The following is a 13,959-nucleotide window of genomic DNA, read 5'->3' on the forward strand; positions in this document are numbered from 1 at the left end:
CCGGCGACCTTCGGGAGAACTCCCGGAACTGGCCCCGCTCACACCGCATGTCCGGTGCGAAAACGGCTATGTCTCCAGGTGACCGGTGAAAGTCTCGTCGAGGCGGAGCCGCGCTGAGACGGAACCGGCTGGTCTCGCGGATCGTTGAGCCGGTGCAATAGAGTTTCGGTCGGAGGACCGCGCGAATGTTAGGGGTATGGCGATGTTCAAGGCCGGGCTCGAGAAGACAGTCGTCTCGCTGCTCGACAATGGGGCGCAGGTCCAGGCCCCCGCTGTCGCGAAGTATGTCGGGAAGCTGCGTGATGGCCACCCGGGCGAATCCCCCGCGCAGATCATTGCCCGGATCGAGAAGCTGTACCTGACCGCCGTCACCGGCAGCGGTACCGCCGTCGGCGCGACGGCCGCCGTGCCGGGCGTCGGCACCATGGCCTCGATCGCGGCCATGAGCGCGGAGACCGCGTTCTTCCTCGAAGCCTCCGCGGTCTACACCCTCGCCGTCGCGGCCGTGCACGGCGTCGCGCCCGATGACAAGGAACGCCGCCGCGCCCTGGTGCTGGCCGTCGTCATGGGCGAGAGCGGTATGGAGATCGTGCAGAAGAGCGTCGGCAGCTCCGCCAAGAACTGGGGCACGCTCATGGCCGGGAAGATCCCCGGCATCAGCGGTATGAACGACACCCTGCTCAAGCGATTCGTCATGCAGTTCCTCGCCAAGCGCACCGCGCTCATGGCGGGCAAGGTGATTCCGGCCGGAATCGGCGCGGCCATCGGCGGTTTCGGTAACCGCGCGCTCGGGCACGGCATTATCTACAACTCGCGCAAGGCTTTCGGCGCACCGCCCGCGGTCTGGCCGCAGCCGCTGGTCATCGACGCCGATCCGTTCCCGGCCGTGGAATCCGCACCCCGGACCAAGCAGCAGTGAGCCCGGCGCGACCGCTCGCCTTCGCCGCGGCCGGGCTGAGCAAGAGCTTCGGCACCGTCACCGCCGTCGACGATGTGAGTTTCGTGGTGCCCGCGGGCAAGGTCGCGACGCTCACGGGCCCGCCCGGCGCGGGCAAGACCACCGTGCTGCGCCTGCTGCTCGGCCAGCTGACCCCGGACTCCGGTACCGCCGAACTCGGTGGTCCGGCCGCCGCACCACGCGGAAAGCAGGTGCTGGGCGCGGTGCAATCCCCGCGCGGACTGCATCCGGCCCGCACCGTGCGCGGGCAGTTGAGCGTATTCGCCGCGGCCGCGGGTGTTTCCGGTGAGCGGATCGACGAAGTGCTGGCGCTGACCCGCCTGGACACCCTCGCGCAGGAGTTCACGCGTGCCCTGCCGCCCGGGGCGCACACCCGCCTCGCGCTGGCGATCGCCCTGCTCGGCAATCCGCCGCTGCTGCTGCTCGACGATCCCTTCGACGGGCTCGACGGGGCCGAAACCGCCTGGCTCAGCGAATATCTGCGCGCACACGCCCGGCGCGGCGGCACCGTCCTGCTCACCTCCCGCACCCTGAGCGCGGTACTGCCGGTCGCCGATGAGCTGATCGTGCTGGACCGCGGCAAGATCACCTATCAGGGCAGCCCGGCGCGCCTGCGCCGCAATCACCCCGATCGCCTGCTGGTGCGCGCCACCAGCCCGATCGCCCTGGCAACTGCCCTGGCCGCGGCGGGCTTCACCGACGCCGTCATGCGCCCCGACGGCCGCCTCGCCGTCGCCGAAGCCTCACTCGCCCAACTGGAATCGGCCGCCTCCCAGGCCCGCGTCCAGCTCACCGAGATCACCCCGGAACACATCCATCCCGATCAGGTGCTGGCCGCCCTGGCCCACACCGCCCCCGCGGCCCAGCCCTACCCGGCCCCCACCATGTACGGAATGCCGCGTTGACCGCAGCGCGCGCGAACGCCCCGCGCGCTTCCGAATCGGACGCCGCGGCCGCTGCGGCCGAACGCGTTCATGACGCTGTGGCGGGATCGCCGATGATCGGCCGGACCCGTCCGGCCGGTGGCCAGCTACGAGAGGATTTTCGATGATTCTGGATGTCGTGCCGGATTCCGTACTGCGGGCGGCGGATTCGGAGTTTCGGAAGATCACCTCCCTGCGGGTGAACCGGCGGGTGGCCGGGGTGCTGGTGGGGTACGGAGTGGTGGCGTTCGCGATCATGGGGCTGAGCTTCGAACCGGCGGATGCGGCGGTGCGGGATCGGTTCCTGTTCACGACCGGGTCCGCCATCGCGCCCGGACTGGCGTTGCTCGCGGCGGTGGTGCTGGCCGCGGTGCTCGGGGCGGTGGCCTCGGGTGATGAGTATCGACTCGGGTCACTGGGGTTGAGCGCGCTGTTCACACCGGACCGCAATCTGCTGTTCGGCGCGAAACTCGGTGTGACGGCCGCGGTTTCACTGGTCGTCACGCTGGGGCTGGAAGTGCTCGGCGGTGCGGCGCTACTGCTGTTCGGGCGGGATCGGGTGCCGCTCACCGCGAATCTGCTGGCCATCTTCGGCGGCGTCGCCTTCGCGGTGATCTGCTGGTCGATTATCGGTGCGGCACTGGGCTTTCTGCTGCGGACGCCGGTGCAGGCGATCGCGGCCATGATCGCGGTGGCGGTGATCGAGCCGCTGGTGTGGATCACCGCGCGGGCCGTCGGCTTCGGCGGGCTGGCGAATATCCTGCCGATCTCGGCGACCGTCGGTGCGATGACCAATGGGGCCTACGCCAAGGGCGCGTTCATCGCGCCCACCCCGGCCGCCATCGCGGTGCTGCTGATCTGGACCGGCGGCGCGGCCGCGGCGGCATGGTGGTTCTTCACCCGCCGCGACCTGTGAGACCCGTTCCGGCAGTACGGATTCAGTCGGTGCCGCGGTCGGCGAACAGGCGACGCCACACCTCGTGATCGGTGCGCGGACCGCCCGGGGTGTCCGCACCGTACTTCGCGATGAGAGCGGGTAGATCCAGCGGTGAGGTGGGCGCGGCCATGGTGGTGAGTTCCTCCTCGACGGCGGAATCCGGTACCAGCCAGCACACTTCGAATTCGATACCGTCCGGATCGGCGGCGTAGAGCGCCTTGGTGGAGCCGTGATCCGAAGCTCCGTTCAATGCGCCCGCGGCCGACAGCACACCCTTGACGCGCTGCAATTCGGCGAGCGTGTCCACCTCCCAGGCCAGGTGGTACAGCCCCACCCGCCCGGTGCGATGCGCGACCGATGGATCCGGCGACTGGAACAGGCCGAGATCATGATCGTTGGCCGAACCCGCCGCCTGTAGGAACGCCGCACCCGGGAACCCGCCTGGCAGCCGGCGGAAGCCGAGCACCTCTTCGTAGAAGGCCACCGACCGCTCCAACTCGGCGACGAACAGGACGGCGTGATTGAGACGCTGAATCGGCATGAATCCAGCGGACCACGCCATCGCGCCCCCGCACAAGCGCGAGTCCGACTTCGCGCACCGACACGCCCGCGACCCCGGGATTGTCGGTGGCCGGGAACAAACTGGGGGGAGGGCCGTCGTTACGGCACTAGGTGAGCGTGATGAAGGTGGATGAGGCCGGGGTGGAGAAAAACGGGGTGAACCAGGCTCGAACGGGCGCGACGACGGCGCGCGGGAATGCGGCCGCCACGGGAGCGCCCGAAAACGCGGCTGTCGGAGCGGCGGCCGGTCCCGGGTGGCTGCGCCGTCTCTGGGAGCGCTGCCGTCAACATCCGTGGCTGCTCGCGGGCATCGCCGGCGCGGTGCTGATCGGCGCGGCGGTCGAGGTCACCGGGCCGCTGCTGGCCAAGCGCGCGCTCGACGGAGCCACCGCCGGGAACACCGGCATCATCACCGCCATGGCCGGGCTGCTGGCGCTGCTGGCCGTCGGCCGCTTCCTGTCCTCCTTCGGCCGCCGCATGGCCGCCGGGCAGCTCGCGCTCGATGTGCAGCACGAATTGCGCGTGGATCTGCTTGCGGCGCTTCAGCGTTTGGACGGTCCCGGTCAGGACGCGCTGCGCACCGGGCAGGTGGTGTCCCGCTCCATCAGCGATCTGACCCTGGTGCAGGGCCTGCTCGCCATGGGTCCGTGGTCCTCGCTCGCGGTACTGCAATTCGTGCTCGCCGCGGGTGTCATGCTGTGGCTGTCCCCGCCGCTGGCGCTCACCGCGCTGCTGGTGGTGCCGGTGCTCGCGCTGGTCGTCTATCGCGTCCGCCCGCGGCTGTACGCCGCCACCTGGTCGGCGCAGCAGCGCGGTTCGGATCTGGCCCAGCATGTCGAGGAGACCATCACCGGCGTGCGCGTGGTGAAGGGCTTCGGGCAGGAAGCCCGCATGGTGGATCTGCTGGAACGGCACGGCCGCAAGCTCTATGCCGAACGCATGCGCGCCGCCCGCATCGACGCCAAATTCGGGCCGACGCTGTCCTCGGTGCCGCAGGCCGGGCTGGTGGCGGTCATCGCCGCGGGCGGTGTGCTGGCATTGCACGGCGCGATCGGGCTGGGCACCCTGCTGGCCTTCACCGCCTACCTGTCCACCATGACCAATGCCACCCGCACCATCTCCATGGTGGTGGTGATGGCACAGCTCACCCGCGCCGCCGCCGAACGCGTGCACCAGGTCATCGACAGTGCGCCCGAACGCACCGATCCGGAACATCCGGTGGCACTGCCCGCCGGGCCGCTCGGTATCGAGATCTCCGGTCTCACCTTCGGATTCGATCCGAAGCGGCCCATCCTGGACGATTTCGATCTGACCGTGGCCCCCGGTGAGACGGTGGCCATCATCGGTCCGGCGGGTTCGGGCAAATCCACGCTGTCGCTGCTGCTCCCCCGCTTCTACACCCCGAATTCCGGCCGGATCTCGCTGTACGGCAACGATTCCCACGCCGATATCGCCGAACTGCGCGCCACCGAACTGCGCGATGCCGTCGGCGTGGTCTTCGACGAGGCCTTCCTGCTGTCGGACACCATCTCCGCGAATATCGCGCTGGGCCGCCCCGAGGCGACCGAGGACGAAATCCACACGGCCGCAGTTCAGGCCGCCGCAGACGAATTCATTCGGGCCCTGCCCAAGGGCTACGACACCGTGGTCGGCGAGCGCGGCCTCACCCTGTCCGGCGGTCAGCGCCAGCGCATCGCGCTGGCCCGCGCCCTGCTGGCGAACCCGCGCATCCTCATCCTGGACGACGCCACCTCCGCCGTGGACGCCCTCACCGAGGCCGCCATCTTCGCCGCGCTGCCCACCGATTCCGGGCGTACCACCCTCATCCTCGCGCACCGCGAATCCACCCTCGCCCACGCCGACCGCATCATCCGCCTGCCCGCTCCGGGCGGGGAGACCACACCCGGACCGGCGATCGCGACGCCCGCGCGCACCGGACTGGAAGCCGACGCCGGGCTGGATCCCGATACGCCGCAAGAGGTTCGGAAATCGCTGGCGCAACTGCCCGCCGCGAACGAGCTGCCCGAGCTCGATCCGGCCGAGCTGCGCGAGCCGGATACCGAATTCCGGTTGAGCAAAGCCATGCGGCCGGTGCGCTGGCTGGTCATCGCCGCGGTACTGCTGCTGGCGGTGGATGCGATTGTCGGCGTGGGCTTTCCGTCGATCGTGCGGTACGCCATCGACTCCGGCGTGACCAACCATGACGGTGCGGCACTGGCCAAGGCCGCCGTCATCGGGGCGGTGCTGGCGGGCGTCGGCTGGCTGGCCGCCTCGACCGCGCTGGTGTGGGGTTCCCGCGCGGGTGAGCGGGTGCTGTACGGCCTGCGGGTGCGCAGTTACGCGCATCTACAACGGCTCGGACTGGACTATTACGAGCGCGAGCTGTCCGGCAAGATCCTGACCCGCATGACCACCGATATCGACGCGCTCTCCACCTTCCTGCAAACCGGGGTGCCCGATGCGCTGGTGAGCGTGCTCATGGTGCTCGGCATCGCGGTGGCACTGCTGGTCATCAATGTGCAACTGGCGCTGGTGGTTTTCCTGTCGCTGCCGCCATTGCTGTTGGCCACCTGGTGGTTCCGCCGGGTCTCCGATGCCGCGTACACCGAATCGCGTGAGCACGCCGCCACCGTGAACGGCGATTTCGCCGAGAATGTCGCGGGTTTGCGTGCGGTGCAGGCGAATCGGCATGAGCGGCGCTCGGCCGAGCGCTTCACCGGCTATTCGCACCGCTATCGCGTGAGCCGGATGCGGGCGCAGCGCGCCATCGCGCTGTTCTTCGCGTTCGTCGGCGCATGGGCCGATCTGGCGTTGGCCGCGGTCGTGTTCATGGGTGCGCGCGAGGTCGCGAACGGCGTCACCACCGCGGGCACGCTGGTGGCGTTCGTGCTGTACCTGGAGCTGCTGTTCGGCCCGATCCATCAGCTCTCCCAACTCTTCGACGGTTATCAGCAGGCGCGAGTCGGATTGCGCCGCATCGGAGAACTGCTGCGCACCCCGTCTTCCATCGCCGCCGATCCCGCCGACGCGGTCGCCGTGCCCGGCCGCCTGCGCGGTGAGGTGGTCTTCGACGATGTGCGCTTCCGCTATCCGGGCACCGATACCCCGGCGCTGGACGGTGTCACGCTGCGCATTCCGCCGGGCACCAGCCTCGCGCTCGTGGGTGCGACGGGCGCGGGGAAATCGACCATCGTGAAACTGCTGGCGCGGTTGTACGACATGCCCTATGACGGAAATCACGATCGACGGCACGGTGATATATCCGGCTCGATAGCCGATTCCTATGGGACACATCGCATTACCGCCGAAAGCGGCACGATCAGCGTGGATGGCGTCGATATTCGCGACTATCGGCTCACCGACTATCGATCGCGGCTGGGCGTCGTTCCTCAGGAAGCTCACCTGTTCACCGGCGACATCGCCAGCAACATTGCATTCGGCAAACCTTTTGCGAATTCAGCGGAGATCGAGGCGGCCGCCGCGGCGGTCGGCGCACTGGACACCATCAACGCGCTACCGCTGAAAATGCGCCAGCCGGTGGGCGAACGCGGCCGTGGACTCTCGGCCGGACAGCGTCAGCTGATCGCACTGGCCCGCGCCGAACTGGTACAGCCGGATCTGCTGCTGCTGGATGAGGCCACCGCGGTACTGGATCCGGCGGCCGAGGCATCGGTGCTGGTAGCAAGCGAATCGGTCACGCAGGGCCGGACCGCGGTGATCGTCGCGCACCGCCTCGCGACCGCCGCGCAGGCCGATCTGATCGCCGTGGTGGCCCAGGGCAAGATCACCGAAATCGGCACTCATGAAGAACTGCTATCAACACACGGCGGGTACTCCCGCCTCTGGGCTGCGGCACAGGCCACCGAAGGAATATTCTCAGTTGAGGACGAGTCGTCACTAAGGAACGTGTCCGCTCGGTGGTAGTCCATGCCCATGGGCTTACAGGGGTGGGCATATCCTCAGAGGGGGCGCGTCGGCGCGCATCCGCCGATTACCCGTGCCGGGCACGTCACAAACGTCGCAGCGCGAAGAACGAAATGAGGCGAACACCTGCTGTGAGCAGCTCAACAGACCAGTTCGGACAGAACCAGTGGCTTGTCGACGAGATGTACCAAAAGTACAAGCAAGACCCGTCGTCGGTCGATGAGAGCTGGCACGAGTTCCTCGCCGATTACTCGCCGGAGTCCACTCCCGGCGATACCGGCAACAGCCAGCCGGCCACCCCGGCGACAGCTGCGGTAGCTCCCCCTGTCACCCCGCCCGCGGCCCCCGCCGCACCGAAGGCCACGCCGAGCGTCGCACCGTCCACGAACAGCGTGCCGACTTCGGTCGCGAACAATGCGCCCGCCGCCAATCCGGCCCCCGCGGCGCTGGCCACCCCCGCGCCCGCCGCGGCCGCGGTGCGCACCCCGCAGACCACCCCGGCTCCGGCCTCCAACGCCGCCCCCACCACGGGCGCGCCCAAGGCCGCGACCGCCGATGAGACCAAGATCCTGCGCGGACCGGCGGCGGCCGTCGTCAAGAACATGTCGTCGTCGCTGGCCATCCCCACCGCCACCAGCGTCCGGGCCTTCCCGGCCAAACTGATGATCGACAACCGGGTGGTCATCAACAACCACCTCGCGCGTACCCGCGGCGGCAAGATCTCCTTCACCCATCTGCTCGGCTACGCGATCGTGCAGGCGGTCAAGGCGTTCCCGAATATGAACCGGCACTTCGCCGAGATCGACGGCAAGCCGAACGCGGTCACCCCCGCGCACACCAATCTCGGCCTGGCCATCGACCTTCCGGGCAAGGACGGCAACCGTTCGCTGGTTGTCGCGGCCATCAAGAACACCGAGACCATGACCTTCGCGCAGTTCCACAGCGCGTACGAGGACATCGTGCGCCGCGCGCGCGACGGCAAGCTCACCGCCGACGACTTCTCCGGCGTCACCATCTCGCTCACCAACCCGGGCACCATCGGCACCAATCATTCGGTGCCGCGGCTCATGCAGGGTCAGGGCGCGATCGTGGGCGCGGGCGCGATGGAGTACCCGGCCGAATTCCAGGGCATGAGCGATGAGCAGCTCGCCGAAATCGGTATCGGCAAGCTCATGACGCTGACCTCGACCTACGATCACCGCATCATTCAGGGCGCGGAGTCCGGCGATTTCCTGCGGACCATCCACAACCTGCTGATCTCGGACGAGTTCTACGACGATATCCACCACGGCCTGGGCGTGCCCTACGAGCCGATCCGGTGGCGCAAGGACATCAAGGAACGCGGTATCGACAAGTCGACCCGCGTTCAGGAGATGATCGCGGCGTATCGCAACCGCGGTCACCTGATGGCCGACACCGACCCGCTGCGGCTGGTGAAGGACAAGTTCCGTTCGCATCCGGATCTGGATGTCACCCAGCACGGCCTGACCCTGTGGGATCTGGATCGCGAATTCAATGTCGCGGGCTTCCACGGCCAGGAGCGCATGAAGCTGCGCGATGTGCTGTCCATCCTGCGTGACGCGTACTGCCGCCACGTCGGTGTGGAGTACACCCACATCCTGGATCCCGAACAGCTGCAATGGATTCAGGACCGGGTCGAGCAGAAGCACGCCAAGCCGACCGTCGCCGAGCAGAAGTACATCATGTCCCGGCTCAACGCGGCCGAGGCGTTCGAGACCTTCCTCGCGACCAAATACGTTGGCCAGAAGCGCTTCTCGCTCGAAGGCGCGGAATCCGTCATCCCGATGATGGACGGCGTCATCGATCAGTGCGCCGAGTACGCCCTCGACGAGGTCGTCATCGGTATGCCGCACCGCGGCCGCCTGAACGTGCTCGCGAATATCGTCGGCAAGCCCTACTCGAAGATCTTCACCGAGTTCGAGGGCAATATGAACCCGGCCGCCACGCACGGCTCCGGCGATGTGAAGTACCACCTGGGCGCGCGCGGCACCTACATCCAGATGTTCGGCGATAACGACATCGAGGTCTCGCTGACGGCCAACCCGTCGCACCTCGAGGCCGTCGACCCGGTGCTGGAAGGTCTGGTTCGCGCCAAACAGGATCTGCTCACCAAGGAAGACCTGGTCACCAAGGGCGAAGAGGCGCGCAGCTTCTCCGTCGTGCCGCTCATGCTGCACGGTGACGCGGCCTTCGCCGGTCAGGGTGTCGTCGCCGAGACGCTGAACCTGTCCGGTCTGCGCGGTTACCGCACCGGCGGCACCGTGCACATCGTGGTCAACAACCAGATCGGCTTCACCACCGCGCCCGAGTACTCGCGTTCGACCGAATACTCCACGGACATCGCGAAGTTCATCGGCGCGCCGATCTTCCACGTGAACGGCGATGACCCGGAAGCCTGTGTGTGGGTTGCGAAGCTGGCCGTCGACTACCGCCAGCGGTTCAACCGCGACGTGGTCATCGACATGATCTGCTACCGCCGCCGCGGCCACAACGAGGGCGACGACCCCTCGATGACGCAGCCGAACATGTACGACGCCATCGACACCAAGCGCTCGGTCCGCAAGGCCTACACCGAGAGCCTGATCGGCCGTGGCGATATCTCCATGAAGGAAGCCGAAGACGCCCTGCGCGATTACCAGGGGCAGCTGGAGCGGATCTTCAACGAGGTGCGCGAGCTGGAGAAGTACGTTCCGGAGCCGTCCGAATCGGTCGAGGACGAGCAGCAGATGCCGACCACGCTGGTCACCGCGGTCGACAAGACCGTGCTGCAGCGCATCGGCGACGCGTTCGTGAACGCGCCCGAGGGCTTCAATGTGCATCCGCGCGTCAAGCCGGTCATGGAGAAGCGCCGCGAGATGGCGTACGAGGGCAAGATCGACTGGGCGATGGCCGAATTGCTGGCCTTCGGTTCGCTCATCGACGAGGGCAAGGCCGTTCGCCTGACGGGTCAGGATTCGCGTCGCGGCACCTTCTCGCAGCGGCATTCGGTGATCATCGACCGTAAGACCGGTGGCGAGTACACCCCGCTGCACAACATCGGGTCGAAGAATCCGGGTTGGTTCGCGGTGCACGATTCGGCACTGTCCGAATACGCCGCCGTCGGTTTCGAATACGGCTACTCGCTCGGCAACACCGACGCACTGGTGTTGTGGGAGGCGCAGTTCGGTGACTTCGTCAACGGCGCGCAGACCATCATCGACGAGTTCATCTCCTCCGGTGAGGCCAAGTGGGGCCAGCTGTCGGAGGTCGTGCTGCTGCTGCCGCACGGTCACGAGGGCCAGGGTCCGGACCACACCTCCGGTCGTATCGAGCGCTTCCTGCAGCTGTGCGCCGAGGGTTCGATGACGGTGGCGGTTCCCTCCACCCCGTCGAACTACTTCCACCTGCTGCGCCGGCACGCGCTCGACGGCATCCGCCGTCCGCTGGTGGTCTTCACCCCGAAGTCCATGCTGCGCAACAAGGCCGTGGTCTCCGAGGTCGAGGACTTCACCGACAACAAGTTCCGTTCGGTGCTCGAGGAGCCCACCTACGAGAGCGGCGACGGTGATCGTTCGAAGGTCAAGCGCGTCCTGCTGACCTCCGGCAAGATCTACTACGAGCTGGTCGCGGAGAAGAACAAGAACAAGCGCGACGACGTGGCCATCGTGCGCGTCGAACAGCTCTACCCGATCCCGAAGTTCCGCCTGAACGAGGCGCTGGAGGGTTACCCCAACGCCACCGATCTGGTGTGGGTCCAGGAAGAACCGGCCAACCAGGGCGCATGGCCCTTCTTCGGCCTGAACCTCCCGGAGATCCTGCCCGCCCGCTTCGCCAAGCTGCGTCGCATCTCGCGGCGCGCCATGTCGGCCCCGTCCTCGGGTTCGTCGAAGGTGCACGCGGTGGAGCAGGCCGAGATCATCGGCGAGGCGTTCGCACCGACCGTCTAGCACAACCGTTTTCACGTTCCGGGCCGGATTCTCACGGGAATCCGGCCCGGCGCCGTTTGTCCCCTAGCTGGCGCGTTGCATCCCGTTCGGTGCGAATGTGCTGGTCATAGGCTCGGATGCATGAAATCGATCAGTACCGATATTCAGATCGACGCCACACCGGAGCAGGTGTGGGCGGTGTTCAGTGACTTCGAGAGTTACAGCGAGTGGAATCCGTTCATCCGGGAGGCCAAGGGGACGCTCGCGGTCGGTGAGCGGCTGGAGATGCGGATGTATCCGGTGACGGGGCGGCCCATGGGTTTCAAGCCCCGGGTGCTGGTGGCCGAGCATGCGAAGGCGGTCACCTGGAAGGGAATCGTGGTGGTGCCGGGGCTTTTCGACGGCACGCACAAGTTCACGATGGAGGCGCGGGACGGCGGGACGCGGTTCGTGCAGGCGGAGGAGTTCGGCGGGGTGCTGGCTCCCTTCATGAGCGGCACCATCGCGAGCACCATCGAGAGTTTCGAACTGTCGAACGAGGCGCTGAAGAAGCGGGTGGAGCGATGACCACGGTCCAGCCATCGGTGCACACGATCGTGCTGAAGAGCCTGCTGCACAACGGAATCGTGCATCGCGCGCTCGCGCTGGCGGTGGCGACGATCGTGCTGATCGCCGTTCATCATCCGACCTGGGTGCCGTACGCGGTGAGCCTGTACGCCATCTGGAACGCCGCCGCCGTCACCCTGAACGCGGCGAAGGCGGCGCGGGCCGCGAAGTCGTGAGGTGCGCTCAGGCGGCGCGCCGGAAGGCGTCCGGGGTCTGCCCGGTCCAGCGCTGGAAGGCGCGCCGCAGGGTGCGATGATCGGTGTAGCCGAGTCGTCCGGCGATGGATTGCAGCGAGAGATCGGTCTCGCGCAGCAACCGGGTGGCACGCTCGAATCGCACCGCCTCCAACTCCTCTCGCCATGTCGTCTCGTGTTCGGCCAGCCGGCGTTGCAGGGTGCGCGGGCTCATGGCCAGCCGGTGCGCGACCTCCTCCAGCGAGGTGCCGCGGCCGTGGCTGTCCGCCAGCGCCTCCCCGATCGCACCGCGGAAGCTCTCGCGCCAATCCGGCGCGGGCCGCGCGCTGTCGATGATCGAGCGCGCGTACATCCGCATGACGCGCTGCAGCTCGGGATCGAAAGGTCTTGTGGCGGGCTCGGATTCGGCGTCGAGGAAGGTGATTCGATTCCCGCCCTGGCCGAAGTGGATGTTCCCGGTCCCGAACACCTCGTCGAGATGTCCGTGCCGCCGCGGCGCGGTATGCGCGAAATCCACTCGTACGGGCCGTAATCCGTCTCCGCGCGCATCTCGCGCACGGCGCAGTATCAATCCGAGCGCGTACTCGTTGATGGTGTTGTCCACCTCGGTGCCGGTGGAGAGATTGTCGTGCTGCACCGTCAGCCGAGAACCGTCCTCCACCACCGAGATTCGCGCCACCGGATCGCAGATGACGCTCAGATACTCCCCCGCGTCCGCGAAACCCGCCGCGAGCGTCGGCGCTCCGGTCACCAGGTAGTCCCACACGTGCAATCGCCCCCGGTCCGCGGCCGCGATGGCGCGCGCACCCCCGCCCACCGGATCGGCCGCCGCGATCAGCTCCCACACCCGCAGTAGCGATGAGGTCGGAAACCGCGTCAGATCATCGTCCACCGCGGGTCCGGTCACCCCCTCGATGAAGGCCAGCTCATGCTCGGCAACCCCGGACTCCCGCGCCACCCCCACCAGCAACCGCATCACATGCGATGCCACCGAATCCCTGACCACCGCGTCAGCCTACCGAGCGGCCTGTTTCCCGTCCTGCCCCGAAAGTGACTGGCGCGGTGCGCCATCCGGACCCACCCGTGCGCTGTCCGGACCAACTGTGCGCCAGGGCACAGTGGGTTGTGCCCGCCATGTTCCACGTCGTATATTCCACGTGGAATATTTGGAGCGGAACAGGAGGCCGATATGACCGGCAAGCAGGCGAGTGCGACGCTGACGCCTTTGGCGATCGCGGTGCTCGCGCTGCTGGAAGAGAAGCCGATGCATCCGTACGAGATGTATCAACTCCTGATGACCCGGCACGAGGACGAGCTGGTGAAGATCAAACCCGGCTCGCTCTATCACACGGTGGCGCGGTTGGCGGAGCAGGAATTGGTGGTGGCCGAAGGCACCGATCGGGCCGGTAATCGCCCGGAACGGACCACCTATCGGATCAATCCGGCGGGCCGGGACAGCCTGCGCACGCGCATCACGGAAATCCTTCGCACTCCGGTGAAGGAGTACCCGATTTTTCCGCTCGCCATGGCCGAGGCGCACAATTTGCCAGTGCACGATGTGATCGCACTACTGCGCGAACGCGTCACCTGGCTGGACGGGCGAGTCGCCGAGTTCGAGGCGCTGCAGGACTGGATCCGTTCGCGGCGGGTGCCGCGGCGGTACTGGATGGTCATCGAGTTCCTGCACGCCACGAATCTCACCGAGGTCGGCTGGCTGCGCAAGACGATCGCCGAACTGGAGTCCGGCGAACTGCCGTGGTCCGATTTCGACCCGGAGACCGGCGAACGCATCCCGAGCTGCGATGACGATGACGACGATCGGCTCGGCGCGGACTGGGGCGCGGGCCTGAGTCAGGCGGATCTGGCTGCCGTCCGAAAGGGCGTGGTCCCCTGACAAACCGCGGAAACCGTTCCCCCACAAAGACTTTCA

The 13,959-nt window shown here is 67.4% G+C and carries 10 protein-coding genes; 8 read left to right on the forward strand and 2 right to left on the reverse strand.

Translation table 11 applies throughout. The features are described 5' to 3' along the window. Positions 1-202 precede the first annotated feature (202 nt). The 3 genes from ACFC4D_RS27580 to ACFC4D_RS27590 all read left to right on the forward strand — a co-directional run bounded on the left by ACFC4D_RS27580 (position 203) and on the right by ACFC4D_RS27590 (position 2,797). Complete coding sequence (locus ACFC4D_RS27580) at positions 203-919, forward strand: hypothetical protein (RefSeq protein ID WP_376068232.1); 717 nt, start codon at positions 203-205, stop codon at positions 917-919. Next, a complete protein-coding gene (locus ACFC4D_RS27585) occupies positions 916-1,863 on the forward strand; it encodes an ATP-binding cassette domain-containing protein (protein WP_375965687.1) in 948 nt (315 codons plus the stop codon). The genes ACFC4D_RS27580 and ACFC4D_RS27585 overlap by 4 nt, the downstream gene beginning before the upstream one ends. A 142-nt stretch (positions 1,864-2,005) precedes the next feature. Beyond that, the gene (locus ACFC4D_RS27590; RefSeq protein WP_376067855.1) at positions 2,006-2,797 is read left to right on the forward strand and encodes an ABC transporter permease; all 792 of its coding nucleotides are present in this window, start codon (positions 2,006-2,008) and stop codon (positions 2,795-2,797) included. Positions 2,798-2,819: 22 nt separating this feature from the next. On the opposite strand, the gene ACFC4D_RS27595 is transcribed toward ACFC4D_RS27590, so the two are convergent. Further along, positions 2,820-3,359, reverse strand: a complete 540-nt coding sequence (locus tag ACFC4D_RS27595) for a VOC family protein (protein ID WP_364639858.1) — start codon at positions 3,357-3,359, stop codon at positions 2,820-2,822. Between the two features lie 140 nt (positions 3,360-3,499). Between ACFC4D_RS27595 and ACFC4D_RS27600 the strand changes: the two genes are divergently transcribed. The 4 genes from ACFC4D_RS27600 (at position 3,500) to ACFC4D_RS27615 (ending at position 12,011) form a co-directional block, all read left to right on the forward strand. After that, positions 3,500-7,303, forward strand: coding sequence for an ABC transporter ATP-binding protein (locus ACFC4D_RS27600; RefSeq protein WP_376067857.1), 3,804 nt, complete (start codon positions 3,500-3,502; stop codon positions 7,301-7,303). 113 nt (positions 7,304-7,416) lie between these two features. Further along, complete coding sequence (locus ACFC4D_RS27605) at positions 7,417-11,250, forward strand: multifunctional oxoglutarate decarboxylase/oxoglutarate dehydrogenase thiamine pyrophosphate-binding subunit/dihydrolipoyllysine-residue succinyltransferase subunit (protein ID WP_376067859.1); 3,834 nt, start codon at positions 7,417-7,419, stop codon at positions 11,248-11,250. A gap of 120 nt (positions 11,251-11,370) precedes the next feature. Continuing rightward, positions 11,371-11,796, forward strand: a complete 426-nt coding sequence (locus ACFC4D_RS27610; RefSeq protein ID WP_375965675.1) for an SRPBCC family protein — start codon at positions 11,371-11,373, stop codon at positions 11,794-11,796. After that, on the forward strand, positions 11,793-12,011 hold the full coding sequence (locus ACFC4D_RS27615) for a hypothetical protein (protein ID WP_376067861.1): 219 nt from the start codon (positions 11,793-11,795) through the stop codon (positions 12,009-12,011). The genes ACFC4D_RS27610 and ACFC4D_RS27615 overlap by 4 nt, the downstream gene beginning before the upstream one ends. 7 nt (positions 12,012-12,018) lie before the next feature. On the opposite strand, the gene ACFC4D_RS27620 is transcribed toward ACFC4D_RS27615, so the two are convergent. Continuing rightward, a complete protein-coding gene (locus ACFC4D_RS27620; protein WP_376067863.1) occupies positions 12,019-13,035 on the reverse strand; it encodes a helix-turn-helix domain-containing protein in 1,017 nt (338 codons plus the stop codon). Between the two features lie 183 nt (positions 13,036-13,218). Between ACFC4D_RS27620 and ACFC4D_RS27625 the strand changes: the two genes are divergently transcribed. Next, positions 13,219-13,923: a PadR family transcriptional regulator gene (locus tag ACFC4D_RS27625; RefSeq protein WP_375965668.1), complete on the forward strand. Its 705-nt coding sequence runs from the start codon at positions 13,219-13,221 to the stop codon at positions 13,921-13,923. The last annotated feature ends 36 nt before the right edge of the window (positions 13,924-13,959 follow it).

This window comes from Nocardia sp. NPDC056000 (assembly GCF_042269265.1).
Lineage (GTDB): Bacteria > Actinomycetota > Actinomycetes > Mycobacteriales > Mycobacteriaceae > Nocardia.

What these genes read in the sequence shown, in the direction of transcription:
- ACFC4D_RS27580 (WP_376068232.1), top strand. Translation starts at nt 203, where the DNA reads ATGTTCAAGGCCGGGCTCGAGAAGACAGTCGTCTCGCTGCTCGACAAT.
- ACFC4D_RS27590 (WP_376067855.1), top strand. Translation starts at nt 2,006, where the DNA reads ATGATTCTGGATGTCGTGCCGGATTCCGTACTGCGGGCGGCGGATTCG.
- ACFC4D_RS27595 (WP_364639858.1), bottom strand. Translation starts at nt 3,359, where the DNA reads ATGCCGATTCAGCGTCTCAATCACGCCGTCCTGTTCGTCGCCGAGTTG.
- ACFC4D_RS27600 (WP_376067857.1), top strand. Translation starts at nt 3,500, where the DNA reads ATGAAGGTGGATGAGGCCGGGGTGGAGAAAAACGGGGTGAACCAGGCT.
- ACFC4D_RS27605 (WP_376067859.1), top strand. Translation starts at nt 7,417, where the DNA reads ATGAGGCGAACACCTGCTGTGAGCAGCTCAACAGACCAGTTCGGACAG.
- ACFC4D_RS27610 (WP_375965675.1), top strand. Translation starts at nt 11,371, where the DNA reads ATGAAATCGATCAGTACCGATATTCAGATCGACGCCACACCGGAGCAG.
- ACFC4D_RS27615 (WP_376067861.1), top strand. Translation starts at nt 11,793, where the DNA reads ATGACCACGGTCCAGCCATCGGTGCACACGATCGTGCTGAAGAGCCTG.
- ACFC4D_RS27625 (WP_375965668.1), top strand. Translation starts at nt 13,219, where the DNA reads ATGACCGGCAAGCAGGCGAGTGCGACGCTGACGCCTTTGGCGATCGCG.